The organism is Streptomyces sp. NPDC001401 (assembly GCF_042895385.1).
In the GTDB taxonomy this organism is placed as follows: Bacteria; Actinomycetota; Actinomycetes; order Streptomycetales; family Streptomycetaceae; genus Streptomyces.
Genome location: NZ_JBIAWI010000011.1, coordinates 178,648 through 203,160, shown reverse-complemented (window position 1 = coordinate 203,160; position 24,513 = coordinate 178,648). Strand labels below are relative to the sequence as shown.

General features: G+C 71.5%; 18 protein-coding genes. 10 read left to right on the top strand and 8 right to left on the bottom strand.

Annotation, left to right across the window (positions count from 1 at the left end):
- Positions 1-42 precede the first annotated feature (42 nt).
- Both ACFY10_RS32695 and ACFY10_RS32690 read left to right on the top strand, forming a co-directional pair.
- Positions 43-4,338 (top strand): aminotransferase class I/II-fold pyridoxal phosphate-dependent enzyme, encoded by a 4,296-nt coding sequence (locus ACFY10_RS32695; RefSeq protein WP_390668999.1) that lies wholly within the window; start codon positions 43-45, stop codon positions 4,336-4,338.
- A 7-nt stretch (positions 4,339-4,345) separates the two neighbouring features.
- On the top strand, positions 4,346-5,074 hold the full coding sequence (locus ACFY10_RS32690; RefSeq protein ID WP_390668832.1) for a class I SAM-dependent methyltransferase: 729 nt from the start codon (positions 4,346-4,348) through the stop codon (positions 5,072-5,074).
- Here the strand turns inward: ACFY10_RS32690 and ACFY10_RS32685 are convergent.
- On the bottom strand, positions 5,071-5,925 hold the full coding sequence (locus ACFY10_RS32685) for a GNAT family N-acetyltransferase (RefSeq protein ID WP_390668831.1): 855 nt from the start codon (positions 5,923-5,925) through the stop codon (positions 5,071-5,073). The two genes, ACFY10_RS32690 and ACFY10_RS32685, sit on opposite strands and share 4 nt — an antisense overlap.
- Positions 5,926-6,052: 127 nt before the next feature.
- Positions 6,053-6,712, bottom strand: a complete 660-nt coding sequence (locus ACFY10_RS32680) for a chaplin family protein (RefSeq protein WP_390668830.1) — start codon at positions 6,710-6,712, stop codon at positions 6,053-6,055.
- Between the two features lie 351 nt (positions 6,713-7,063).
- Here ACFY10_RS32680 and ACFY10_RS32675 point away from each other — a divergent pair, with 351 nt between their 5' ends.
- Positions 7,064-8,650 (top strand): alpha/beta hydrolase, encoded by a 1,587-nt coding sequence (locus ACFY10_RS32675; RefSeq protein ID WP_390668829.1) that lies wholly within the window; start codon positions 7,064-7,066, stop codon positions 8,648-8,650.
- Between the two features lie 4 nt (positions 8,651-8,654).
- Here ACFY10_RS32675 and ACFY10_RS32670 read toward each other — a convergent pair whose 3' ends face one another.
- The gene (locus ACFY10_RS32670; protein ID WP_390668828.1) at positions 8,655-9,080 is read right to left on the bottom strand and encodes a MarR family winged helix-turn-helix transcriptional regulator; all 426 of its coding nucleotides are present in this window, start codon (positions 9,078-9,080) and stop codon (positions 8,655-8,657) included.
- A 79-nt stretch (positions 9,081-9,159) separates the two neighbouring features.
- Between ACFY10_RS32670 and ACFY10_RS32665 the strand changes: the two genes are divergently transcribed.
- The 3 genes from ACFY10_RS32665 to ACFY10_RS32655 all read left to right on the top strand — a co-directional run bounded on the left by ACFY10_RS32665 (position 9,160) and on the right by ACFY10_RS32655 (position 11,796).
- Positions 9,160-9,582, top strand: a complete 423-nt coding sequence (locus ACFY10_RS32665; RefSeq protein WP_390668827.1) for a PaaI family thioesterase — start codon at positions 9,160-9,162, stop codon at positions 9,580-9,582.
- A gap of 400 nt (positions 9,583-9,982) precedes the next feature.
- Positions 9,983-11,080 carry a chemotaxis protein gene (locus ACFY10_RS32660; protein WP_390668826.1) on the top strand — a complete coding sequence of 366 codons (1,098 nt, stop codon included), beginning with the start codon at positions 9,983-9,985 and terminating at the stop codon, positions 11,078-11,080.
- A 107-nt stretch (positions 11,081-11,187) separates the two neighbouring features.
- On the top strand, positions 11,188-11,796 hold the full coding sequence (locus ACFY10_RS32655) for an AraC family transcriptional regulator (RefSeq protein WP_390668825.1): 609 nt from the start codon (positions 11,188-11,190) through the stop codon (positions 11,794-11,796).
- Positions 11,797-11,813: 17 nt separating this feature from the next.
- Here ACFY10_RS32655 and ACFY10_RS32650 read toward each other — a convergent pair whose 3' ends face one another.
- Positions 11,814-12,227: an SsgA family sporulation/cell division regulator gene (locus ACFY10_RS32650; protein WP_390668824.1), complete on the bottom strand. Its 414-nt coding sequence runs from the start codon at positions 12,225-12,227 to the stop codon at positions 11,814-11,816.
- 396 nt (positions 12,228-12,623) lie between these two features.
- Between ACFY10_RS32650 and ACFY10_RS32645 the strand changes: the two genes are divergently transcribed.
- The gene (locus tag ACFY10_RS32645) at positions 12,624-14,051 is read left to right on the top strand and encodes a PP2C family protein-serine/threonine phosphatase (RefSeq protein WP_390668823.1); all 1,428 of its coding nucleotides are present in this window, start codon (positions 12,624-12,626) and stop codon (positions 14,049-14,051) included.
- 49 nt (positions 14,052-14,100) lie between these two features.
- Here the strand turns inward: ACFY10_RS32645 and ACFY10_RS32640 are convergent, their stop codons facing one another.
- Entirely contained in the window at positions 14,101-15,591 is a 1,491-nt protein-coding gene (locus ACFY10_RS32640; RefSeq protein ID WP_390668822.1) for a hypothetical protein, read from the bottom strand.
- A 233-nt stretch (positions 15,592-15,824) separates the two neighbouring features.
- Between ACFY10_RS32640 and ACFY10_RS32635 the strand changes: the two genes are divergently transcribed.
- Both ACFY10_RS32635 and ACFY10_RS32630 read left to right on the top strand, forming a co-directional pair.
- A complete protein-coding gene (locus tag ACFY10_RS32635; RefSeq protein WP_390668821.1) occupies positions 15,825-16,967 on the top strand; it encodes an aminoglycoside phosphotransferase family protein in 1,143 nt (380 codons plus the stop codon).
- A gap of 290 nt (positions 16,968-17,257) precedes the next feature.
- The gene (locus tag ACFY10_RS32630) at positions 17,258-19,228 is read left to right on the top strand and encodes an N-acetylmuramoyl-L-alanine amidase (RefSeq protein WP_390668820.1); all 1,971 of its coding nucleotides are present in this window, start codon (positions 17,258-17,260) and stop codon (positions 19,226-19,228) included.
- Between the two features lie 6 nt (positions 19,229-19,234).
- On the opposite strand, the gene ACFY10_RS32625 is transcribed toward ACFY10_RS32630, so the two are convergent.
- Together ACFY10_RS32625 and ACFY10_RS32620 are read right to left on the bottom strand one after the other, a co-directional pair.
- The gene (locus ACFY10_RS32625) at positions 19,235-19,732 is read right to left on the bottom strand and encodes a hypothetical protein (protein WP_390668819.1); all 498 of its coding nucleotides are present in this window, start codon (positions 19,730-19,732) and stop codon (positions 19,235-19,237) included.
- Positions 19,733-19,870: 138 nt separating this feature from the next.
- Entirely contained in the window at positions 19,871-22,753 is a 2,883-nt protein-coding gene (locus ACFY10_RS32620) for an AAA family ATPase (RefSeq protein WP_390668818.1), read from the bottom strand.
- A 264-nt stretch (positions 22,754-23,017) separates the two neighbouring features.
- Here ACFY10_RS32620 and ACFY10_RS32615 point away from each other — a divergent pair, with 264 nt between their 5' ends.
- A complete protein-coding gene (locus tag ACFY10_RS32615; RefSeq protein ID WP_390668817.1) occupies positions 23,018-23,446 on the top strand; it encodes a plastocyanin/azurin family copper-binding protein in 429 nt (142 codons plus the stop codon).
- 144 nt (positions 23,447-23,590) lie between these two features.
- Here ACFY10_RS32615 and ACFY10_RS32610 read toward each other — a convergent pair whose 3' ends face one another.
- Positions 23,591-24,496 (bottom strand): universal stress protein, encoded by a 906-nt coding sequence (locus ACFY10_RS32610; protein ID WP_390668816.1) that lies wholly within the window; start codon positions 24,494-24,496, stop codon positions 23,591-23,593.
- Positions 24,497-24,513 lie beyond the last annotated feature (17 nt).

The following is a 24,513-nucleotide window of genomic DNA, read 5'->3' as shown; positions in this document are numbered from 1 at the left end:
GACGGGGGGAGGCGCTTGCCCTTGCTGCCGGCAAAGCGGCTGATGGCCGCTCACGTCGCGCTGGTCGCCGCTGCCACGGCCGTCTACCTGACGGTGCCCGCCGCGCGCGCCCCCGCGTGGGCCGTCATCGGCCTCGCCGGCACCGCCGCCATGCTGATCGGCAGCCACGTCAACCGGCCCGCCCACCGCTGGCCCTGGTGGGTGCTCGCCGCCGCGTTGCTCACTTTCATCGCGGGCGACACCTACTACAACGTCGTGGAGGAATACTTCCGCGCCTCCAACCCGTTCCCCTCCCCCGCGGACGCCTCCTACCTCACGACGTATCCGCTTTTCGCGATCGGGCTGTCCGGCCTGGTCAGATATCGCTGGGCGGGCCACGACCTGCCGAGTCTGCTCGACGCGCTGATCATCACCGCGGGTCTGGCGCTGCCGGTGTGGGTGTACCTGGTGCAGCCGCTCACCAAGGTGCAGGGGCTGACCTGGCAGCAGCGGGCCATCAGCATCGCCTACCCTCTCGGCGACGTCCTGGTGCTGGCCCTGCTGGCACGGCTGCTGGCCCCGAATCCGGTCGACGGGCACAACCGGTCGGTGCAGTACCTGGTCGTCGGCACGGTGACGCTGCTCGGCTTCGACATCGCCTACGGGATCCTGCAGCTCAACGAGACCTGGCAGGCGGGCACGGCGCTGGACGCCGGCTGGATCGTCTTCTACACGGCCTGGGGCCAGGCCGCGCTGCACCCGGACATGGTGGAGCTGACCGCTGCCGTGCCCCAGCGGGGATCCCTGCTGCCACCGCCGCGCCGGCTGGTGCTACTGGCCGTGGCCACGCTCATCGCGCCGGGGATCCTGCTGTACGAGGGGCTGACGCGCTCGGCGCACGACGCGGCCGTGATCGCCGCGTTCTCCGGTCTGCTCTTCCTGCTGGTGATCCTTCGGCTGTCGGGGATGGTGGTGGCCCACCGCAAGGCGGTGACACGGGAGCTTGCGCTGCGCCGGGCTGCCGCCTCGCTGGTCTCGGCGGTCCGGCAGCAGGAGGTCGCACGGTCGTGCGAGGGCGCCGTCGACCGGCTCCTGGGCACCGTGGTCGGCCACCGGACCCTGCTGCTGCCCGCCGAGCGGGCGCCGGACCTGGCGCGGCATCACGCCCAGATCGTGCACGCCCGCGATCTGGGTGCCGACAACGGTGCCGAGCTGGACGACGCGGCGACCGTCCTGGTGTGCCTGATGACCCCGCCCGACCGCCCGTACGGTGACGTGGCGGGCGTCCTCCTGGTCGCCGGACCGGCGGGGCCGCTCGCCGAGACGCGGGGTTCCCTGGAGATCCTGGCCTCGCACGCGGGCCTGGCCATGGAGCGCATCGCCCTGCGCCAGGAGATCGTCCGCCGGGAGAGCGAGGCGTACTTCCGCACCCTGGTGCGCAACACCTCCGACGTCATCCTGATCATCGAGGACGACAACACCATCCGGTACGCCAGCCCCTCGGCGGCGGCCGTCTTCGGCACCGCCGACGTGGTCGGCGCCTCGCTGCCGGACCTCGTCGACCCGCGCGACCGGCACCGCGCGACGCGAGAGTTGACGGCCGTGCGGGACACCGGACCGCGGGCCACCCACGACCACTGGTGGGTGCGGCACCGGGCGGGCCGCGTCGAGGTGGAGGTGCGCTGCAGCGACTTCCGCGACGAGCGGACCGTGGCGGGGCTGGTGGTCACCCTGCGCGACGTGACCGAGCAGCGCCGGCTGGCGCACGAGCTGACCCAGCGGGCCTTCCACGACTCGCTGACCGGGCTGCCCAACCGCACCCTGCTGCAGGAGCGCATCGAACGTGCCCTGCTGCGAGGCCATCGCGAGTCCTCCATGACCTGCCTGCTCTTCATCGACCTGGACGACTTCAAGCTGGTCAACGACACGCTCGGGCACTCGGCCGGCGACCACCTGCTGATCGCCGTCGGCGACCGTCTCTCCAAGACGCTGCGGCGCACCGACACCGCGGCCCGGCTCGGCGGCGACGAGTTCGCCGTCCTCATGGAGGACGCCCATCAACCGCTGGACGCGGAGCTGCTGGCGGCCCAGGTGATCCAGACGCTGACCAGGCCTTTCTCCCTGGAGGAGGAGTCGGTGACGGTCTCCGCCAGCGTGGGGGTGGCCACGGCCCGCGACAGCACGGACGCGGAGGAGCTGCTCGGCCACGCCGACCTCGCGCTGTACGCGGCGAAGTCGGCCGGCAAGCGGCAGTGGCGGCGCTACCAGCCGCTGCTGCACACCCGCATGGTCGAGCGGCACGACCTGCAGAGCCGGCTCGCAGAGGCGGTCGCCGGCCAGGAGTTCGCCCTGCGCTACCAGCCGGTCGTGGACATCGCCGCGGGCGAGGTCGTCGGCTTCGAGGCGCTGGTCCGTTGGCCGACTGCACCCCACCGGCCCGTCACACCGGAGCAGTTCATCACGCTGGCCGAGGAGACCGGGCACATCGCCGCGCTGGGGGCGTGGGTCCTTGAGAACGCGGTCAGCGACATCGTGGGACTGCAGCGGCTTCCCCGCCCCGTCAGCCCGCCGTATGTCAGCGTGAACGTGTCCGCCCGCCAGTTCCGCGACGGCGGCTTCCTCGACCAGGTCGGCCAGGCGCTGCGCACGCCCGGCCTGGCACCCGGATCGCTGCAGCTGGAGCTCACCGAGACGGTGCTGCTGCGCCGCGACACACAGATCCAGTCGGTGCTGCGCTCCCTGAAGGAACTGGGCGTACACATCGCGGTCGACGACTTCGGGACCGGCTTCTCCTCGCTGCGCTATCTGCGGGACTTCCCCATCGACGCGCTGAAGATCGACAAGACGTTCATCGACGACATCACGCGCGACGCGCAGCAGGTCGCGCTCGTCGAGGGCATCGTACGGATCGCCGACACCCTGGGACTGCAGGTGATCGCCGAGGGGATCGAGGACGCGGCGCAGCGCGACCTCCTGGCCGGCATGGGATGCCGGTTCGGGCAGGGCTACCTGTTCGCCAAGCCGATGACGGTGCAGCAGAGCGAGCGCGTGCTGCGGGAGAGCGAGGGACCCTGCTACGCGCCCGCGAACGGCCGCACCAAGACGGTGGCCGTACCGGCGGCGCGGCCCGCGTCCCGGGCGCGGCGGGCGGGGCTGTGGGCGGACCTCGAGCATCTGCGGCGGACCAGCCCGATGACCGACGCGGTGCTGGACGAGGTCCGCGGCCGGCACATCCGCAGTCGCGGCCACTGGCTGGTCGACTTCGCATCCTGCAACTACCTCGGCTTCGACTGGGACCCGGAGATCATCGAGTCCGTGGAGCCGGTCCTGCGGCGCTGGGGCACGCACCCCAGCTGGTCACGGCTGCTGGGCAGCCCCCACCTGTACCCGGAGATCGAGACACGGCTTGCGGAGCTGCTGGGCGCGCCGGACACGCTGCTGCTGCCCACGCTGACCCTGATCCACGCCTCGGCGATCCCGGTGCTGGCCGAGGGGGGCCATGTCTTCGTGGAGGCGACGGCGCACAAGACGGTGTACGACGGCTGTGTGGTGGCCCGCGGCCAGGGCGCCACCCTGCACCGCTTCCACGCCGAACGCCCCGACGAACTGGAGACCCTGCTGGCCTCGGTGCCCGCGGGCCTGCCGCGGCTGGTGTGCCTGGACGGCGTGAACAGCATGAGCGGCAACGTTCCCGACCTGCCCGCGCTGGCCTCGGTCTGCCGCGCCCGGGGCGCGACGCTCTACGTCGACGACGCGCACGGGTTCGGGGTGATCGGGGAGCGCGGCCCCGAGGAGCTGTGTCCGTACGGCTCGCGCGGCAACGGCGTGGTCCGGCACACCGGCGAGTCGTACGACGGGATCATCCTCGTCTCCGGGTTCTCGAAGGCGTACTCGTCGCTGCTCGCCTTCCTCGCCCTGCCCACCGAGCTGAAGAACCGGCTGAAGACGGCCGCGGGGCCCTACCTGTACTCGGGTCCCTCCCCGACGGCCTCCCTGGCCACGGCGCTGGCCGGGCTGGAGGTCAACGACCGCCGCGGCGACGGCCTGCGCGCCGACCTGTACCGCAGGACCGCCCGGGTGCTGGATCACCTCGACGGGCTGGACGTCACCACCCTCAACACGGGCCGACTGCCGATCATCGAGATCCCGCTGGCGAACGCGGACGACCTCGACGCGGTCGGGGCGTTCCTGTGGGAGGAGGGCATCTATGTGACGCTGGCCGCCTATCCGCTGGTGCCGCGGGACCGGGTGGGCTTCCGGATCCAGATCACGGCGCTGAACTCGGACGACGACATAGACCGGCTGAACGGCACCCTGAGCCGGCTGTCCGCGCGTTTCCCGCTGAGGGCGAAGGTCTGAGACGGCCATGACGAGGCACAACGACGATGTCGACTGGGACAGTTGGCCGGTCGCGGACTATCTCGCGGAGAACTACCGCGACCTGCACCCCTCCGATGCCGCGGTCATCACCCACCACTCGGCGTTCTACCGCCGTTTCGCGCCGGGCTCCGTCGACCGCTCGGTGGAGTTCGGGGCCGGACCCAACCTGTATCCGCTGATCCTCGCGGCCGCGGCGAGCCGCCGGATCGAGGCCGTCGAGGCGGGGGCGGGCAACATCGCCTACCTGAAGCGGCAGCTGCTGTGCGGCCCGGACGCCAGCTGGCTGCCGTTCCACGCGCTGTGCCGACGCCTGAACCCGGACCTGCCGGTCACGCTGGCCGGGGCGCTGGCACAGGTCAACGTCGTGCACGCCGACGTCAGGGAGCTGGAGCCCGCCGGGTACGACCTGGCGTCCATGCACTTCGTCGCCGAGGGCGCCACCGAGGACTACGCGGAGTTCACCGACTTCTGCCGCGCCTTCGTGCGCTGCGTGGTCCCCGGCGGGCACCTGGTGGCCGCCTTCATGGAGAACATGCCCACCTACCGCATCGGGCCGGTGTCCCGCTGGCCGGGCTGCCCGGTGGACCCGGAAATCGTCACGAGAGTGTTCACCCCCATGACACGCGACCTGTCCGTCAGCCGCATCGACACCGACCCGACCCTGCCCGACTACGGGGACTCGGGCATGGTGCTGCTCACGGCGGTGGCCCGTTAGCCGAGCTCCAGCGTGGTGACGCCGAAGACGCGGTCCTGGGCGTGGGGCCGGACCGGGCCCGTGTACATGCGGGCGGTCTCGAAGGAGGGGGTGAGACCTGCCCGTTCGGCCAGGGCGATGCCGGGCGCGTTCGTCTCGGGAACGTCGACGGCGACCTCGCTGCCGGCCGCCTCGGCGATCAGGGCGGTGAACAGGGCCTCGGCGTCCTCGGGGGTGTCGGCGAAGAGCGGGCCGATGCGGAGCGAGTCGTGGCCGGGGCGGATCACTCCGTAGCCGGTGACGCGGTCGCCGGTGCGGCGGAGGAGGGCACGGTGTCCGGTGCCGGTGAGCCAGTGGGCCAGGAAGCGGGGGCGGTCGGCCGGGTAGCAGTCGCTGTCGTAGGCGGTGAGGTCCGCGAGGTCGGCCGCCTGCACGGCGCGCACGTCGGCCGGGGCCTGGGCTGCGGGCGCGATTCCGGTGAACCGGACGGTGCGATGGGCGAGTTCGAAGCCGGAGCGGCGGTAGTTGTCCTGCTGGGCCACCACCCCGTCGAGGCCGATGGTGCGGGTGCCCGCGTGGGCCAGGGCGGTCTTCCAGGTGGTGAGGCCGTGGCCGCGGCCGCGCAGGTCGGGCCGGACGAGGTAGCAGCCCAGGAAGGCATAGTCGGCGCCGTAGTTGACGACCGAGATCGCCGAGACCGGTTCGCCGTCGATGCGGCCGAGGAAGAACCCGTCGGGGTCCTGCGCGAAGAAGGCTGCCTCGTCGGCCGCCCCCGGATTCCATCCCTCGTCCGCGGCCCATCCGCTGATAACCGGCCAGTCGTCGGGTCCGGCCTGGGTGACGACGAGGTCTTCGAGGGCCGCAGAGGTCATGCGTGCGCTCCATTCCGTGGTGCTACGGCGGACAAGGGGCGGGCGCGGTGATCGACCGCGCCCCGCAGCATCCTTGCGGATCTTGCGGGGCGCGTCACGGTGTGTTTGAGCCGTTGGCCGGGCGAGATCAGCGCACGGGCCCTGCACGGAAGCGCCGACGGATGGCGGCTCCGCCCAGCACCAGCGCGGCGCTCGCCACTGCGGCGGGCAGTGTCTGGTCGGTGCCGGTGTCGGCCAGGGAGGCCACCGCCTTGCGTGGGGCGGCGGGCTGGGCGGGCGCCGACTGCGGATGCGCCTTGGGCGGCACGGCCGCAGGCTGCGGATGAACCTTTGCCGGGACGGTCACAGGCTGCGGATGAACCTGTGCCGGGACGGTCGGCTTCGGCTCCGGCTTGCTGCACGAGCAGGCGTGGCCGCCGGAGTTGTTCGTGGACTCGTCGTCGGCGGCCACGTCGTCGGCGCCGACCACGTTCCCCGTGTTCCCGCTGGCATTCACCGGGAGGTGGACCGGGAGCTGGACGGTGTCGCCGGAGATCACGCCCGGCGAATCCTCGCCGCTGCCGTGGGCTGCGCTGCCGTCGGCCGCATGCTTGCCGACCGCACCCTTGTTGCTGCAGCTGTTGCCCGCGGCCGGGTTGAGGAGTCCCACCACGTTCGCGGTGTTCCCGCACACGTTCGCCGGGAGGTGGACCGGGAGCTGGGCGGTGTTGCCGGAGGTCACACCGGCCGAGTCGGCGGTCGCACCGTCCGCCGCGGCTGCGGCGTACGCCGGAACCGTCAAAGCCATCGCTCCCGAGGCCGCGGCGACGGCGATCACACCGTTTCGGGTAACCCTTCTCATAGGTTCCCTGCCTTCCAGACATGGCCGCGGGCACATACCCGCGCCGGAGAAACGGGCACTCGCCCGCACCGGATAAAACGCCCAGGAACCGTCCGAGTTATGGCTTATTCACCTTTCACCCCATCGAGTGGCGCGGTTGTCGAACCGGCAGCAATCCCGTCATGTCCGCAGCGAAGGGGCGCAGGGTAAGGCATCCCGTGCGGTCCCGCTCGCCCAGAGGCGGGCGCTGTGGCATCCGCTTATCGTGATCGAGGGCGCCGTTCTCCCGGTCCCCGGCGGGCGCCCCGGGAGGCATTGATGCTGGTCAAGCTGTCAACGCGGCCCGCTGTCCGACGCTGCGCCGTCACCGGAGCCCTGGGTCTGGCCCTGCTGGCCGCGCGACTGCCCTCGGTGGCGTCGGACGGTAACGGGCCCGACCTGTCGCGGTTCTACGGGCAGAAGATCACTTGGTCCCGATGCAAGGGCGACGACATGCCCAAGGACCTTCAGTGCGCAAAGGTCACCGTCCCCCTCGACTACGCCAGGCCCAAGGCCGGCACGCTCGACCTGGCGCTCGCCCGCTACCGGGCGACGGGCAAGAAGCGGGGTTCGGTGCTGCTGAACTTCGGCGGCCCCGGCGCCGGGGGCGTCAGTGAACTCGCCTCCGGCGGCCACGACTTCATGGGGCTCACCAACGGCTACGACGTGGTGACCTTCGACCCGCGCGGGGTCGGCAGATCCTCGCCGGTCAGCTGCGGGGACGGCTCCGACGAGGCCTCGGCGGCGGCCGACGGGATCGCGGAGAGCAACGATCCGCGGGCCGTGCTCCGGCAGTTGAAGAAGGCGGCCGACCAGTGCGCGAAGCACTCGGGTCCGGTACTCCCCCACATCGGCACGGTGAACGCCTCGCGGGACCTGGACGTGATGCGTCAGGCGCTCGGCGACAAGAAGCTCAACTACCTCGGTTTCTCCTACGGAACCCGGCTCGGCGCCGTGTACGCGGCCCAATTCCCCAAGAAGGTCGGGCGGTTGGTGCTCGACGGAGTGGACACGCTGACCGAACCGATGTCCGAGCAGGGAGTGGCGGGCGCCGAGGGACAGCAGACGGCGCTGGACGACTTCATCACCTGGTGCACCAAGGACATCGCCTGCCCGTTCGGCCAGGATCCGCGTGATGCCCGGCAGCAGGTCGTCCAGCTCGTCGGCTCCCTCGACAAGGACCCGTTGCCGACGGACTTCGGCCAGGAGTTCTCCGGGCAGGATCTCGTGGGCGCGATCGGCCAGGCTCTCTACAGCAAGGAGTTGTGGCCGTCGCTGGAGCGCGCGATCGCCGAGCTGGTCGAGGACGGCGACGCGCGCGGGGTGATGGGCTTCGCGTCCGGCGGGGCCGCGCTTCCCTTCCGGCAGCACACCGGCGGCGGCCTGGTCGACGACAACGACGTCCCGCTCGACAATCTTCCGGCGGCGCTGATGGCGATCAACTGCGCGGACGATCCCGATCGCCCCGGCGCCGACCGGATAGTCAAGGACCTCGGCCGGCTGCGCGCCGAGTACGAGCAGGCCTCCCCGGTCTTCGGCCGCTACCGCCTCACCGAGCTGCTGATGTGCTACGGCCGCCCCAAGGGCACCGACTTCATCCGTGACGATGTGCGCGACGTGCACACCCCGAGGATGCTGCTCGTCGGCACCCGCGGCGATCCGGCGACGCCGTACCGCTGGACTGTGGAGACGGCGAAGCGGCTGGGCTCCTCGGCGGTGGTGCTCGACAACAAGGGCGAGGGCCACACCGGTTACGCGTCCTCCAAGTGCGTGCACGGCAAGGTCGACGACTTCCTGCTGTACGGCAGCCTGCCGCCGACCGGCAGCTCGTGCGGGCCGGAGGAGGACGACGTGCAGGCTCCCTGACCTGTCAGGCCTCCCAATGGGCAAGCCGATGCAGCGCCCCCGCCGTCGTGACGAATCCGTCGTCCCCGAGCAGCGCCCTCAGTTCCGCGTTGAGCCGGTCGATCTCCGGCTGTCCGGCACGCAGTGCAGCGCTGCCGGCGTCGGTCAACTGCAGCACCACGGCCCGGTGTTCACGGGGGTGCGCCTGCTTCAGCAGCAGGCCCGCCGTAGCGAGGCGTCCGACGAGTGCGGTGACGGCGGATTCCCGCAGGCCGAGGATGCGGGCCAGCTCCTGCTGGGTGAGCCCGGGCTGGTCCTGCACGGCGAACAGCGCGCCGAGCTGGGCGGTGGTGACGCCGGCGGCGGCCAGGCAGCGGCGGTCGACCGTGGTGCGCAGCTGGTGTGCCGCCCGCTGCAGCAGGAAGTAAAGGCGCTGGTCAGGCTCGGACATGGGCCGATCTTGACAGACGGCATCGTCCCGCGCCACCCTCACTTCACTAGTGAAGTGAGATGAAGAGGTGAGCGGGACGATGGATCTGGACCTGGCCCGTAAGGTCCTCGCGGAGCAGCCCTTCAGCAGGCTGCTGGGCGCCCGGGTGACGGCGTTCGGGGACGGCGAGGCCACCCTCGAGCTGGACATCCGCGAGGAGCTGCTCCAGCAGTACGGCTTCGTCCACGGCGGGGTGCTCTCCTACGCGGCCGACAACACGCTGACGCTCGCCGCGGGGACCGTCGTGGGGCCGGGGCTGATCACATCCGGGTTCACCATCGACTACCTGCGCCCCGCCACGGGCAAGATCCTGCGCGCGCACGGCCAGGTGGTGCGGGCCGGCCGCACCCGGGTCGTCACCCGCTGCGACCTGATCACGATCGACGACTCCGGCGCGCAGACTCTGTGCGCTGTGGCGCAGGGGAACATCGCGGTGATCGAGCCGAACGGTGAGCAGCGATAGGTCAGATTCGACGGGATCCCGCACGATCGGGCGCGTTGTTGCCCCTGTCCCACTGCCGGCGCTCGGAGGCGTACACGTCGTCGCCGCCGGTCTCCACGATCCGCATGCCTGCGCCGACGACGTGGCGCCGATCTCCAACAGCGCCTTGGCGACCTGAGTGACGGCCTGACGTGAGGTGCGCGCAACTCGGCGACCTCGACGTCGCGTTCGCGCATCTTGTTGAGGTGGTGAGCGTCGGGAGGGTGAGCCTGGCTGCGACCGTGGCCCGGGTTTCCGTCTCGACCGGCGATACGGAGAGCGCCATCCGGCGACCCGAGCGTGATTAGCAATGAATTGTTCCGATTGCCTGGCACGGCTGCCCCTAATGCCCTTCGGGCGAAACGGCCCTATCGTGCTTGGTATGGAGCACGACCTGAGTCCCTCAACCCTGTCCGAGCTCCGGCGCCCGCGCGCCTATCCGGCCGTGTCGGTGCTGACGCCCACACACCGCCGGGAGCCCGAAAACGCCCAGGATCCGGTCCGGCTGCGCAATGTGGTGGCCGAGGCCAAGAAGCAGCTGGAGTCCGATCCCGCGGTGACCCGCGAACGGCGCTCCGACGTGGTCCGTCAGCTCGACCAGGCCCTTCGGGAGGTGGATCTGGCGCATGCCGAGGACGGCCTGGTGATCTTCGCCGCTCCGGGTGAGCACCAGGTGTGGTCGCTCGCCCGTACGGTGCCGGAGCGGGTGGTGCTCTCGGACACCTTCCTGACCCGCAACCTTGTTTCGGCGCACGCCGCCGAGCGGCCGTTCTGGGTGCTGTCGGTCTCCTCCGACCAGGTCACCCTGTGGAGCGGCGGCGCGGACCGCGTCACGGAGGAACAAACCGGCGGATTCCCCCTGACCCGGCGCCCGCAGAACTTCGACGCCGAGCGGCAGGAGCGGATCGGCGACATGCCGAGCACCTTCCGCGACGAGGACACCCGCCACTTCCTGCGGGAGGCCGACGCCGCGATGGGCATGATCCTGCGCGAGCAGCCGCGGCTGCTGTACGTCACCGGCGAGCAGGCGGCGCTGTCCGCGCTGGACGAGATCGGCAGCGTCACCAAGGAGGCGGTGCACGTACCGCACGGCGGCCTCGCGCACGGCACTCCCGACGCCGTGTGGCAGGCGGTCCGGCCGATGGTCGCCGCCGAGGCCCGCCGAAGCACCGACGCCGTGGCCCGGGAGCTCGAAACGGCCCGTGGCCGCAAGGCGTTCGCCGCCGGTGTCGACGAGGTCTGGCAGAGCGCCCGCGAGGGCCGAGTACGGCTGCTCGCCGTCGAGGAGAACTACCGCGTGACCGTGCGCGACGTCCTCGGCGGCCATCTGATCCCGGCCGAGAGCGGCGACCTCGACTCCCGCGAGGACATCGTGGACGAGATCGTCGAACAGTGCCTGGAGACGGGCGCGGACGTCCGCTTCGTCCCGGACGGGATGCTGGGCGACGCCCACGGAATCGCAGGAATCCTGCGCTACTGACCTCGCCCGCATCAAAGGCGGGCCACCGCTCGCCGATTGGCCCGCGACCCGGGCACGGCACCGCTGGGAAACTGCGACCCCCTGGTGCCGTGCCTTGAGGAGATGCCATGCAGGTCGCCGTGGTCACCTTCGACGGATTCAACGAGCTGGACAGTTTCATCGCCTCCGCCCTGATCAACCGGTGCCGCAGGGACGGTCTGGAGGCGTTCATCACGACGCCGACGCCGGTGGTCACCTCCATGAACGGCGTCGAGGTGAGCGGGCAGCGCCCGATGGAGTTCGTCACCGAGGCCGACGTCGTGCTGATCGGCAGCGGGGTGAGGACACGGGACGTGGTCGCCGACGACCGGCTGATCTCCCGGCTGCCGCTCGACCCAGCGCGGCAGTTGATCGGTGCGCAGTGTTCGGGCGCGCTGGTGCTCGCCCGGCTCGGGCTGCTGGATTCCATGCCCGCCTGCACGGACAGGAAGAGCCGGCCCTTTGTCGAAGCCTGCGACGTCACCGTGCTGGACGCGCCGTTCCACGCCGAGGGGAACATCGCCACGGCGGGCGGCTGTCTGGCGTCGCAGTATCTCGCCACATGGGTGATCACCCGCACGCTCGGGGAGGACGCCGCGCGCGACGTCCTCGACTACGTGGCCCCGGTCGGCGAGAACCAGGAGAGCGTCGAGCGCGCCCTGCGTGCCGTCCGCGCGGGCGCGGCCGCACTGCGCTGACGCCCGCGAACCGGCCCTCAGACATTGCCGAACAGCGAGTTCAGCCCCTCCTCGACGGCCGCGCCGATGTCCTCCTGCCCGGCCGCCACCACTGCATAGGTGCGCAGCAGGAACCGGCGCAGGGCGGCGGTGTCGAACTGGAGCAGGGCCAGGCCGTAGGGCGAGTGGAACTCCAGGACGGTACGGGCCCGTCCGCACGGCCAGATGTGCACGTCACCGCTGCCGGCGGGACCGCGCAGCCCCTCCTGCAGCAGGGCGCGGCCGAAGGTCCAGGTGACGCACGTGCCGTCCAGGGAGACCTCGGGCGGGAAGTCGAGGTGCACGGCCAGCGGGTCCGTGGCGGCGTAGCGCAACGTGGCGGGAACCGGGAGTTCCCGCTCGTCGGCGGTGATCAGACGGCCGCGGGCGGGCTGCTCGAGGGTGATGTCCATGGTCGGTCTCCACTGCGGTCGGAGGTCGGCCGGATTTCCGGTGTGCTTGTACGACCTCGCAGGTGCCGTTCGCATTACGTGGAAGCGCTTGCGATTTTGTGTGACCTGCATCACCTTGCGATGCCTAGAACAAACAACCGTCGAACGGCCGACTGAACGCGCACGGGAAATTCTCAACAACCCTTCAAATCGCGTACGCTGCCTACGACTTGACCTGGCCCGCGACGTACGTCGTTCGCACCGCACGACCGCTCCGTGAAGACTGTGGCATATGCCAGAAGCACCACCGTATCGTGTGTTGCCAAATCCCTTACAGCGCGTCGCGGGCTGTGCCACAGTCGTAACGGTCCTTCAAGCCGTCAGCCCCGGTCGTACCGTCCCCGCATCGGAGTGCTCATGCCGTCCCATCTCTCTGCGGATCACCCAGCCGCCCAGCCGCCAGGACGCGGCTCGGTGGAGGCGCTGATATCGCAGACGCGGCGGCTCAAGGGCGACGTGGACGCCGTACGACGGGACGCCCACGGCGACGGTTCGGACCCGCAGGAGCGGTGGCAGCGCGCGCTGTGCGATCTGGCACTGCACCAACTCACCGACCTCGACACCCACTTGGGGCAGCTGCGGGACGGCCCGCCGCCCGTGCCCCCGGCCGCGGAGGCGGCGCACATCGCCCCGGCCGTACCCTCCGCTCCCCGGCGCGACTCCCTGCTCAGCCGGGTCGGCAGCGCCGAGTGGAACCTGCTGACGGACGAGGCGAGCTGGTCCGGCGAGCTCTACCAGATCCTGGGCCGCGACCCCGCCACTCCCGCGCTCACCCTCGACGAACTGCCGTCCCTGGTACTGGACGAGGACCGCGCGAAGCTGACGGCGATGGTCACGGACTGTCTCGTCGACGCCAAGCCCATCGACGGCGAGTTCCGCATCGTGCGCCCGGACGACGCGGTGCGCACGGTGCACATGATGGGCGAGCCCGTGCTCGACACTGACGGCAGCACCGCCTCGATGTGGGCCGTACTGCGGGACGTCAGCGAACTGCGCCGCAACCAGAAGGTGGTGAGCGAGACCCGTGACTCGCTGCAGCGCCACCAGCACCGCGCGCAGACCGAGCACCGGCTCGCGGTAGAGCTGCAGGAGGCCGTGCTGCCGCCGTGGCGGGGCTCCCTGCGGCTCCCGCAGCAAGGGCCCGGGACACTGGATCTGGCGGCGCACCATCTGCCGTCCTCGACCGGTGCGCTGATCGGCGGCGACTGGTACGACGCGCTCGAACTGCCCGACGGCCGGACGCTGCTCAGCGTCGGCGACCTCACCGGACACGGCGTCGCCGTCGCCTCAGGCATGGCGACACTGCTGGGCGCCGTGCGCGGCATGGCGATGGCCGGCACCGGACCCGGGCAACTGATGTCCTGGCTGAACCAGTTACTCGACGCCACCGTGCAACCCGCCCTCGGCAGCGCCCTCTGCTGCCGCTACCACCCCGAGACCCGCACGCTGACCTGGGCACAGGCAGCACACCCCGCCCCGCTGCTGTTCCGCAACGGGACGGGGCGCAGGCTGCACGCACCGAACGGCGTCCTGCTCGGCGCGACCTCGCGTGCCTCCTACCAGCAGGCGGAAGAGACCCTCGAGCCGGGCGACCTGCTCCTGCTGCACACCGACGGGCTGGTGCCCGGGCGCAGGAGTGCACAGACCGTGGAGCATCTCCTCGACCTGGCCCCCCGCCTCGGCGAGGCAGGGACCGCGCAGGACTGCGTGCGGATGGTCGTCGAGGAGTACGGCGAGGCCGACCGCGAGAACGACGCGTGCGTGCTCGTCGCCAAGGTGATGTGAACCGCCGAGTGACGTGTTGACGTGAAGCAGCGACAGCTGCACGGACCCCCTATGCCCGTGCGCTGTTGCCGCCCTTCGCCGTCCTCGGCAACGACAGTTTGATCTCCTCCCGCAGCTCGTGGATCTTCGGGTAACTGGAGTACTCGGCCGTGAGCCGGTACATCTGGCGCAGCCGGTCCCAGGTGCGGTGGGAGGAGTTGGATCCCATCGACATCAGGGCCAACCGCGCGTACCGGTCCGCCTGTTCGGGGTCGTCGGCGATGAAGCAGGCCGACGCCATCGACAGGAAGTCGAAGATCTTCGACCGCTGCCGTCCGTCGACCCGGAGGGCCAGCGCCTTCTCCGCGTAGTGCTGGGCGTGCACGGCCGCTCCCGGGTCGTGCTCGGCCAGCGTGCGGTAGGCCAGGGCCTGCATGCCGTACAGGTCCTCCTCCTTGAACATCTGCATCCAGCTCGGCGGGGGCACATCGCCCCGGTCGGAGACGAAGAGGTCCTCCGCCCGGCCGAGGGTGCGGCGCATCGCCTGCCCCTTGCCCATGGAGGCCTGCGCCCAGGCCTCGATGGTGTAGAGCATCGCCCGGGTGCGCGGCAGCACCTCGTCGCCGGAGCCGGACTGGGCGAGCTTCATCAGGTCGAGTGCGTCGTCGGGCCGGCCCAGGTGCACCATCTGGCGAGCCGCTCGGGAGAGCGCCTCGCCGGCGCGGGGCCGGTCGCCGCCCTCACGGGCCGCGTGGGCGGCGATGACGAAGTACTTCTGGGCCGTGGGCTCCAGGCCGACGTCGTGCGACATCCAGCCCGCGAGGACGGCGAGGTTGGCGGCGACGCCCCACAGGCGCCGCTGGAGATGGTCGGGGTGGCGGTAGGCGAGCATGCCGCCCACCTCGTTGAGCTGGCCCACGACCGCCTTGCGCTGCAGCCCGCCGCCGCGGGCAGCGTCCCAGGCCCGGAACACCTCGACCGAGCGCTCCAGTTCCTCGATCTCCTGCGACCCGATGGGGGCGGCCTCGTAGCGGTCGAACCCAGCGGGGTCGGCATGCAGGGGATCGTCGAGTCGGGGAGCGTCGGCCTTGAGGGCCGGATCGGTGTGCAGCCAGTCGTGCATGGCGCTGCTGAGTGCGGATCCTGCGGTGAGCGCGACACCCGCACCCACCAAGCCGCGTCGGTTGAGCATGAGGTCCATTCCCGTGAATTCGGTGAGGACCGCCGCGGTCCGCTCGGGCGCCCACGGCACACCGTCGGGATGTTCCACACTCCCGGCGTCCTGCCGTTTCCCCGTACGCCCGTGCCGGACCAGACCGAGGTCCTCGATGGTCACGACACGGCCGAGACGCTCGGTGAACAGGGCCGCCAGCACCCGCGGCACCGGATCGCGCGGGATCTCTCCCATGTCGATCCAACGCCGCACCCGGGAGGTGTCGGTCGACAGCTGGGGGTGGCCCATGGCCGCCGCCTGCCGGTTGACCAGCCTCGCGAGTTCACCCTTGGACCAGCCGGCCAGGCCGAACAGGTCCAATAGGCGGGTGTTGGGTTGTCCGCTCACGTCAAGCCCCCAGGTTCTCGGCTGAGTTGACAGTAGCCCCGGGAAAGATGCCGGGCGACTATTCGCCAGGGTTCGCCAGGGTGCGCCAGATGGTGTGCCACTGGGCATCGGGTGTCAGGTAGGAACGCGCCACCCCGACCCGGTCGCCGAGGGACATTCCCCAGGGTGCACCCGAGGTGCCGGGCCGGGTAGCGCATTGTCGTCGCAGGCACACGAAGGGATCTGTTTCGCCCATGTACGCAGCATCGTCCTCCGTGTCCGCCCCGCCCCGGTCGCTGCACCCCCGCCCGGCGGGCAGCGGCCCCTACCTCGATCCCGCCGCGCGTGCGGCGGCCCCCGCGCTCGGCGCGGCCAGGACCCGGCGCGTGCCGGGACTCGGCACCCAACCGCTCAGCGGGAGACTCGACTTGTCCGGCCCTCAGGGCGCCCAGCTGCGTACGGCGATCGCGTCGGTGCACCGGATCTGTCCGGAGTTCGCTCCGGTGCAGGTGCTGCGCCGCAGCGGGCGGTCCGTGCTCCTGGTCGGTACGACCGGGCGCAGCACGGCCGTCGCCAAGTGTTTACTGGACCACTCCCCCGCGTGGGCCGAGCGGATCCGCCATGAAATAGCGGCATACCGTTCGTTCGTCCGGCACCGCCCGCCGGTGCGGGTGCCGAGACTGATCGCGGCGGACCCGGACAACTGCACTCTGGTCATCGAGCGGATGCCGGGACGGGTCGCGGCGCTGCAGCGGCACCCGGCCGAGGCCCCGCCGCGGGCGGACATCAGGGCGGCACTCGGCGCCATCTGCCGGCTGAACGCGTGGCGGCCGCCGGCGGGCACCTTCGACGCCCCGCTCGAATACGCGCCCCGTATCTCCCGCTACCACGAGCTGGGTCTGCTCACCGACCGCGACATGGGCGACCTGCAGAAGCTGCTGCACGGCATCGCACACTCGGCGGGCCGGCAGGGCATGGGCCAGTTCTGCCACGGCGACGCACTGCTCTCGAACATCCTGCTCTCACCGGCCGGTCCAGTGCTGGTGGACTGGGAGCACGCGGGCTGGTATCTGCCGGGCTACGACCTGGCGACGCTGTGGTCGGTGCTCGGTGACGCGCCGGTGGCCCGCCGTCAGATCAGCCAGCTCGCGCAGTCGGCGGGCCCGGCCTCGCGGGACGCGTTCCTGGTGAACCTGATGCTCGTACTGACCCGTGAGATCCGTACCTACGAAACAGCCGTGCAGCGTTCGATGCACGACACGACCCCGGCGGCACCGGGAGCGGCCCACCCGGGTGCTGCGCCGTCCGGCGAGGAACAGCGGCTGCTGCTCAGGCGGCTGCACGACGACTGCCAGCTGGCCCGACGGGCCGTACGCGCGGCGGTCGGCACTCGCTGACGGGGACGAAGGTCCGCGGTACGCCCAGAACAGCGGCGTACCGCGGACCTTCGTATGTCCGGACCTGCGCGGCAGACCTTCTGGAAAAGGCTTCGCAATAGGCCATTGGTGTAAGCCACTGACGCCCCGCAGGCCCGCACACCGCCGCCGGGAAACTCCTCCACGCTCGTGTTGACATGGGAAATCTCCTGCCTCTGGGCATGATTGACGGATCGTCGGCCAGCGGGTACCACTGACCCACCGCTCGGCCCTGCACGCCCCGCCACGCTCGTTTGTCCCAGGAGGCTGCATTGCGAGGATCTGCCACCGACCCCACGTCCGCACCCGGCCACAGACGCGCCCGCAGAACCGCCGGGGCCCTCGCCGCGGCGGCCCTGCTGCTGCCGCTCCTCGGCGCGGCCCCGTCCAATGCCCGGCCCTCCGGGGACGGGCTCCAACAGGCGTTCGCATCGGCGTCCGCCGAATACCATGTGCCGCAGAGCGTGCTGCTGGGCGTCTCCTATCTGCAGTCCCGCTGGGACGCACACGGCGGCGCGCCGAGCGTGTCCGGCGGCTACGGCCCGATGCACCTCACCGACGCCCGCACCGCCATCCCCCGGACCGGGGGCCACCGCGACGGCGCGGGGGACGCCCGCGGGGACTCGGCCCGCGCCGCCCTGCACCCGGATACGAAGGTGCCGGAGAACTCCGAACTCCCGCCCCGGCTCAAGACGTTGCCGAAGGCTGCCGCACTGACCGGGCTGGGCGCCGAGCAGCTCCGGACGGACCCCGCCGCCAATGTGGCGGGCGGTGCCGCGCTGCTGGCCGCCGAACAGAAGGATCTGGGCGAGCCCCTCAGCGCGGACCCGGCCGACTGGTACGGGGCGGTGGCCCGTTTCTCGGGCGCGGACGACACCGCGACGGCGGCTGCCTACGCGAACGACGTGTACGAGGTGATGCGCACCGGCGAGGAGCGCACCACGGACGCGGGGGAGCACGTCGCCCTGGCCGCCCAGCCGAACCTCGCCCCCGACACCGCGCAGCTGCAGAAGACCGGCCTGCGCACCGTCTCCGCCGACGGCACGGAATGCCCGAAGTCTGTGTCCTGCCAGTGGGTCCCGGCACCGTACGCACAGTTCGGGAACAACGACTACGGCAACCACGACGTGGGCGACCGCCCGGCCTCCCAGAGCATCAAGTACATCGTCATCCACGACACCGAGGGCACCTGGGACACGTCCCTGAAACTGGTCCAGGACCCCACCTATGTGTCGTGGAACTACACGCTGCGCTCCACGGACGGGCTGATCGCCCAGCACGTCAAGGCGAAGGACGTGGCCTGGCACGCGGGCAACTGGTACATCAACGCCAAGTCGATCGGCCTGGAGCACGAGGGCTTCCTCGCCGCGCCCGACGCCTGGTACACGGAGGCGATGTACCGGGCGTCGGCGCGGCTGGTGCGGTATCTCGCCGCGAAGTACCGCATCCCGCTGGACCGGCAGCACATCCTCGGCCATGACAACGTGCCGGGCACGACAACGTCGACCATCCCGGGCATGCACACCGACCCCGGCCCGTTCTGGGACTGGCGGCACTACTTCGAGCTGCTGGGCCACCCCTTCAAGCGGACCGCCGGCAAGAGCGGCGGGCTGGTGACGATCCGGCCCGACTTCGCGGCCAACCGGCCGGAGTACACCGGTTGCGTCACCAAGGACGAGCCATGTGCGGCGCACGGCTCCAGCGAGGTGCGGCTGTACTCCGATCACGACGAGAAATCCGCCCTGATCAAGGACGTCGGTCTGCACAAGGGCGCCGACTCGACGATCGACGTCAATGACGTGGGCTCCCGGGCGTCCACCGGCCAGCAGTACGCGGTGGCCGGCCGCTACGGCGACTGGACGGCGATCTGGTACCTGGGCCAGAAGGCATGGTTCAAGAACCCGAAGAAGCGCCCGACCGCGGTGAACGCCTCCGGCTTCGTGGTGACCCCCAAGCCGGGCCTGGACAGCATCCCGGTCTACGGGCGCGCCTACCCCGAGGCCTCGGCCTATCCGGCGGAGGTGCCCGCGCAGGCGGTGTCCCCGCTGCCGTACACGCTGCCCAAGGGTCAGAGGTACGTGGTCGGTGACAAGGTGCCCGGCGAGTACTACTACGCGGTCACCTTCACCACCGACTCGCACCGGGTGGTGGTCGGCAAGGACCTGTACTACGAGATCCAGTTCGGGCACCGGGTGGAGTTCGTGCGCGCCGCGGACGTGACGATGGTGCCGTCCCGCCCCTAGCAGGTGTCAGCCCTGCTGGAAAAGCTCCGCCGGGAGCGGCTTCAGCAGGGCGTACAGGTCGTCGGTGATGGGGCGGTCCCAGGCGGCGATGGTCACCAGGACGTTGTCACTCCGGTCGAACTGCACGCAGGAGATCCGGCTCTCGGAGAGCTTGAGGCGGCGCACGATCAGGAGATTGTCGCCCTGCATGACCGGCATGTCCTCGACGCCGACGACGCTCACCTCCTCCTCGTTCTCCAGCGCGAGCAGCAGCTGGGCCACCTCGAAGGGGATCTCGTCCTCGGCGACCTCGCGGGCCGGGGAGCCCTCGGGCAGATTGCCGATGATCATCGCGGGGCCGCGGCCGCCGAACAGGTCGTAGCGCAGGAAGACGCCCTGACAGGTGCCGTCGGGGGCGGGCAGCAGACCGGCGCCCAGATTGCCGGGCCAGTCGCCCGGGTCCATGGCCAGTACGTCGAAGTCGGGCCCGGCGGGGGTGGCGCTGCGGCGGCGGAGGAACGACATGTCGCCAATGGTACGTGGACCCTGCCGGTTGGTGGGCCGGGGGCGGTCGTCGTTCGGGTGCGGGTTGTGGGGGTTGATCGCGCCCACGCGGCGGAGCCGCAAGTCGATACAGCCCCGCGCCCCTGGGGAGGTGCGGCCTCAGGTCGGCTTCAATGTTGCCGCCAGTCCGGTGATCTCCGTACCCATCTTTCGGCAGACCGCTGAGAGCAGGCGGACGACCGTTGGCTCATCTATCTGCAGCTCTTTCGCGATCTCGGCCTCGGTGCTGCCCTGAGCAGCAAGGTTTGCGGCGGTGCGTTCCCGGGAGGTCAGGGTGTCCGTCTCGGTGCTGTGCAGGCGGCGGGGGCGAAGGCCGGCCGCGGCGAGTTCGTCGCGGGCGGTTTCGACGAGGCCGTCGGCGCTGCACTGGACGGCGGCGTCGAGGCCGCGGTAGAGGTGTTCGGCGGCCTCTGCGGGGCGGCCGGTGCGGCGGAGTTCGGTGCCCAGGGCTACGAGTGAGCAGGCGAGTTCGTAGGCGGCCGGGGAGCGCTCCAGGTGGGCGACGGACTCCTTCAGGTAATTGATGCGGGCCGATCCGGAGGAGACCTCGGCGGCGGTCCGCAGGGCCTGGCCGATGGCGGACGGGGTGCCGAACTGGCGGGCGCGGGCGACCGCTTCGAGGGCGGTGGCGACGGCGCGTTCGGGGGTGTCGTGGCTCTCGGCGCGGGCGAGGTGGAGCTGCCAGGGGCACCAGGCTGGGTTGCGCATGCCGCGCGGTTCCAGGCGGCGGCCGGCTGCGGCCAGCTCCTCCGCCGCTTCCTTGGTGCGGCCGCGGGCGAGCAGGAGTTCGCCGTGCACGGTCTGGGCGTCGGGGAAGACGACGGCGGCCGGGAAGGGCGCCCCGAAGGAGTAGTCCTCGGCGACCTGCGCGGCCTCGGTGAGGCGACCTCGGGCGAGGAGGACCTCGATGAGGATGCCCACGGCGTACCAGTGGGCGGGGGTGCCGGGGCCGACGCGCTCGGCGAGCCGGAGTCCCGCCATGACGAAGTCCTGGGCCTCGGAGAGCCGGCCGCGGCGGTAGCGGACGTAGGCGAGGAGCGTGTAGGCGAAGGAGAGGTGGGCGCCGCGCCAGCCCTGGCGTTCGAAGTCGGCGATGCCGGTCGCGAACAGTTCCTCCGTGCGCCCCGGCCGGTCGGCGTACATGAAGGCGAGCGCGACCAGGACGGGCACCTCGAAGCCGCGGTCGGCCTCGGCCCAGCCGAGGCCGCCGGCGAGGGCGCGTTCGGCGTGGTGGAGGGCGACGTGGGCGGGTTCGCCGCGCAGGATCGCGTCCCAGGTGCGCAGGCCGATGATGTAGCGCTCGGTGAGATCGCGGCCGCTGAGGCGGTCGGCGAGCTTGGTCAGGCGGCGGGAGCGGGCGGGGTGGTCGGGTTCGTCGGCGCGGAAGGCGTCCCACATGAACTGTTCGGCGACCATGCGCAGCTTGACCCGGGCGTCGTCGGTGACGCGGATCTCGCGGGCAAGGGTGTCGGATGCCTCGGCGAGGCGGTCGCTGTGGGCGAGGACCTGGGAGAGCCGGTAGACGATGTGCTGGCGCAGCCGGGCGTCGGCGATGGGCTCCTCGAGGGCGGCGCGCAGGTGGTTGACAGTGGTGGCGGGTTCGGTGAGCAGGGAGGCGGAGCCGAGTTCGTACAGGATGGCGGCGCGGTCCTCGTAGGGCGGGGGTTCGCGCAGGGCGCGGGCGAGGTAGCTGCGGGCGGCGTCGGGGGCGCCCGCGCGGAGGGTCTCCTCGGCGGCGGCGCGCAGTTGCTGGACGACCCAGTTGTCGCCGTCGGGGTGGGTCTCCAGGAGGTGGCGGGCGGCGGCCGAGGGCCCCTGTCCGTCGTTGATCACGCACCAGGCGGCCTGGCCGTGCAGGGCGACGCGGACGCCGAGCGGGATGGCCCGGTAGACGGCGGTGGCGATCAGGGGGTGGACGAACTCGAGGGTCTCGGCGCCGGTGAGGATGCGGGCGCCGCGCAGCGCGTCGGCGGCATCGGCGGCCTCCTCGTGGCCGAGTCCGGCAACGGCTGCGGCGAGCTGGGGGTGGATCTCGGTGCCCAGGACGGCGCAGGCCCAGGCGAAGCGCACGGTGGAGGTGCCGAGCCGTTCGAGGCGGGCGACGAGGCCGCTGCCCTTGACGGCGGCGGCGAGGTCGCGCAGCAGGTGGGCGCCGGTCTCGGTCGGGGTGAGGCCGCGGTCGCGCACCTTGGCGATGAGCTCGACCGTCTCGAACGGGTTGCCGGCGGTGACGGCCCAGCACTCGCGGCAGAACGCGTCGTCGGCATGCGCACCGAGCGTCTCCCGCACGAGGCGGGCGACGGCGGCGGCGCTCAGCGGTTCCAGGTCGAGGGGGCGTCCGCCCGCACGCCCCGGCAATCCCTTGAACGACTCGGCGTGGTCGGGGAGTTCCTCGGGCCGGTAGGCGACGACGACGAGCAGCGGGAGTTGTTCGGCGCGGGGTGCGAAAGCGGCGAGCCAGCGCAGGGATTCGGGGTCGGCCCAGTGGGCGTCGTCGAGGACGAGGACCATCGGGGCGCGCAGCACGGCGAGATGGGTGAGCACCCAGTCCAGGCCGTCGCGCAGGCCCTGCTGGTCGGGCGGGGCGCCGTCGGTCGGGGCGCACAGGCCGAGGGCGGGGCCGACGATGTCGTACCAACTGCCCAGCGAGGCCCGCAGATCGGTCTCCGCGGAGCCGGCCAGTTGGGGCTGCAGCAGTTGGCGGGCGACATGGAAGGCGACGCGCTGTTCCTGGTCGCCGCCGCGAGCGGACAGCACGGTGCAGCCCCGGGTGGCGGCGCGCCTGCGTACCTCGGCGAGGAGGGTGGTCTTGCCGATGCCGGCGCGCCCGGCGACGGCGAGGAGGGCTCCGCGGGGGCGGTCGGAGGGTTCGGCGCCGTCCCTGCGCAGACCGGTGAGCTCTCCCAACGCCTCGTCCACTGCGGCGAGTTCACTCTCGCGTTCGAAGATGGTGCGGCTGCTCCGCACGATGCGCTGCCCCATGGCGTACCCCCTGCCACGGTGGTACACCCGCGCGGGGAGCGGGCGCGCACCGTGACCTACAGGCACCTCAGCGTACGCCTCACCGGGGTCGCGCGACCGGGTCTGTGAGTTACTGGCCGAGCCGCTTCAGGGCTGTTTCGCCGCTCGTCTGCGACTGCCCTGAACACCGGGACACCTCCGTCCGTATCCCCCATAGAGGGTCTCCCGCCGCAGACGCGGACAAGCCCGACGGGTCGCGGGCAGGCCCCGAAGGGGATGAGCCAGATGGCACGCACGGCAAGCAAGGCCCGTACGACGGGTACGGCACTCCGGGTCACGGCGTCGGTGTTCGCCGGCGCCCTCGTCCTGGCCGCCTGCTCCAGCGGTGGCGGGGGAGGCAGCTCGGCCTCCTCCGGCGCGAGCAAGGCCGCCTCGGGGACCCGGGTGACGGTCACCGAGACCGAGTACGGGCTGAAGCTGTCCCGGTCGTCGTTCACACCGGGCACCTACACCTTCGTCGCCGACAACGCCGGCAAGATCACGCACGCCCTGTCCATCGACGGCCCCGGCGTGGAGGACGCCAAGACCAAGAACATCCAGAGCGGCCAGCAGGCGATGGTGACGGTGACCTTCAAGAAGGGCACGTACGACCTGTACTGCCCGATCCCGGGTCACAAGCAGCTCGGGATGAACAAGCACATCCAGGTCGGCTGAGCCGTCACGCCTGCGGGATCTTCCTGTGCCGGTCCTGGTGCCGGGCGACGTGTGCGCGGTTGCCGCTGGAGGGCTTGCGCCACTCCCGGCGCGAGTGCTCCTCAGCTGCTGTGGCCGTGATTCCATGCCGGCGCTCGCGGGCCCTCACTCCTCCCCCGATGCCGGCGGCACCACCGCCACCGGGGCCGCCGCGTGCAGCAGCACTGCCTGGGCGACCGAGCCCATCATGCGGGCGGGGGCCGGCAGGCGGCGGCGGTGGCGGCTGACGACGACCAGGTCGGCGTTGCCGGAGGCCGCGACCAGCTGGCCTGCCGCGTCACCCGGCATTGCGTAGGCGTCGGCGCGGACGCCGGGGTGTCTTGAACGGTGCGGGGCGAGGAAGCCCTCGGCGAGGGTCCATGTCTGGTTCTCCACGGCGTTCTGGTCGACCACCGGCGGGACGAGTTCCCCGGGGGTGGCCCAGGTCTGCACGGGCCACATGTAGGCGGCGACCACGTGGAGGCGGGCGCCGCGCAGCTCGGCCTCGGTGAAGGCGAAGGCCAGGGTCGCCTCGTCGGGGCTGTCCACCTGCAGGCCGACGACCACGCGCGGGCCGGGCTCGACCGGTACGTCACCGTGCACCTCGCGTCCGGGCCGGGGCACCACGACGACGGGGCACTCGGCGTCGCGGGCGGCGGCCATGCCGTTGGAGCCGAGCAGCAGACTGGCGAAGCCGCCGCGTCCCCGGGAACCGAGTACCAACAGCTGGGCGCTGGAGCCCAGTTCGGGCAGGATGGCGCCCGGCGCCCCCTCCAGTCCCTGGTACTCCACGACCGGCAGGTCGGCCCGCCCCGCCAGGTACGTACGCACCTGGCCGAGCACCGGATCGTCGCCCGGCTCCGGCAACCCGGCGGTCAGGACATCGGGCTGCGCCCAGGCTGCGTACTGCCGCACATGGACCACCCGCAGCGGCACCCCGCGTCTGGCCGCGTCGTCGAGGGCCCAGTCCAGGGCGCGCAGGCTGTCGTCCGAACCGTCGACCGCCGCGATGACCGGCAGGGTGCTGCTCATGGGGTTCCTCACCTCCG

Coding starts and splice junctions, on each gene's coding strand:
- ACFY10_RS32695 (WP_390668999.1), top strand. CDS start 43: ATGGCCGCTCACGTCGCGCTGGTCGCCGCTGCCACGGCCGTCTACCTG.
- ACFY10_RS32690 (WP_390668832.1), top strand. CDS start 4,346: ATGACGAGGCACAACGACGATGTCGACTGGGACAGTTGGCCGGTCGCG.
- ACFY10_RS32685 (WP_390668831.1), bottom strand. CDS start 5,925: ATGACCTCTGCGGCCCTCGAAGACCTCGTCGTCACCCAGGCCGGACCC.
- ACFY10_RS32680 (WP_390668830.1), bottom strand. CDS start 6,712: ATGGCTTTGACGGTTCCGGCGTACGCCGCAGCCGCGGCGGACGGTGCG.
- ACFY10_RS32675 (WP_390668829.1), top strand. CDS start 7,064: ATGCTGGTCAAGCTGTCAACGCGGCCCGCTGTCCGACGCTGCGCCGTC.
- ACFY10_RS32670 (WP_390668828.1), bottom strand. CDS start 9,080: ATGTCCGAGCCTGACCAGCGCCTTTACTTCCTGCTGCAGCGGGCGGCA.
- ACFY10_RS32665 (WP_390668827.1), top strand. CDS start 9,160: ATGGATCTGGACCTGGCCCGTAAGGTCCTCGCGGAGCAGCCCTTCAGC.
- ACFY10_RS32660 (WP_390668826.1), top strand. CDS start 9,983: ATGGAGCACGACCTGAGTCCCTCAACCCTGTCCGAGCTCCGGCGCCCG.
- ACFY10_RS32655 (WP_390668825.1), top strand. CDS start 11,188: ATGCAGGTCGCCGTGGTCACCTTCGACGGATTCAACGAGCTGGACAGT.
- ACFY10_RS32650 (WP_390668824.1), bottom strand. CDS start 12,227: ATGGACATCACCCTCGAGCAGCCCGCCCGCGGCCGTCTGATCACCGCC.
- ACFY10_RS32645 (WP_390668823.1), top strand. CDS start 12,624: ATGCCGTCCCATCTCTCTGCGGATCACCCAGCCGCCCAGCCGCCAGGA.
- ACFY10_RS32635 (WP_390668821.1), top strand. CDS start 15,825: ATGTACGCAGCATCGTCCTCCGTGTCCGCCCCGCCCCGGTCGCTGCAC.
- ACFY10_RS32625 (WP_390668819.1), bottom strand. CDS start 19,732: ATGTCGTTCCTCCGCCGCCGCAGCGCCACCCCCGCCGGGCCCGACTTC.
- ACFY10_RS32620 (WP_390668818.1), bottom strand. CDS start 22,753: ATGGGGCAGCGCATCGTGCGGAGCAGCCGCACCATCTTCGAACGCGAG.
- ACFY10_RS32615 (WP_390668817.1), top strand. CDS start 23,018: ATGGCACGCACGGCAAGCAAGGCCCGTACGACGGGTACGGCACTCCGG.
- ACFY10_RS32610 (WP_390668816.1), bottom strand. CDS start 24,496: ATGAGCAGCACCCTGCCGGTCATCGCGGCGGTCGACGGTTCGGACGAC.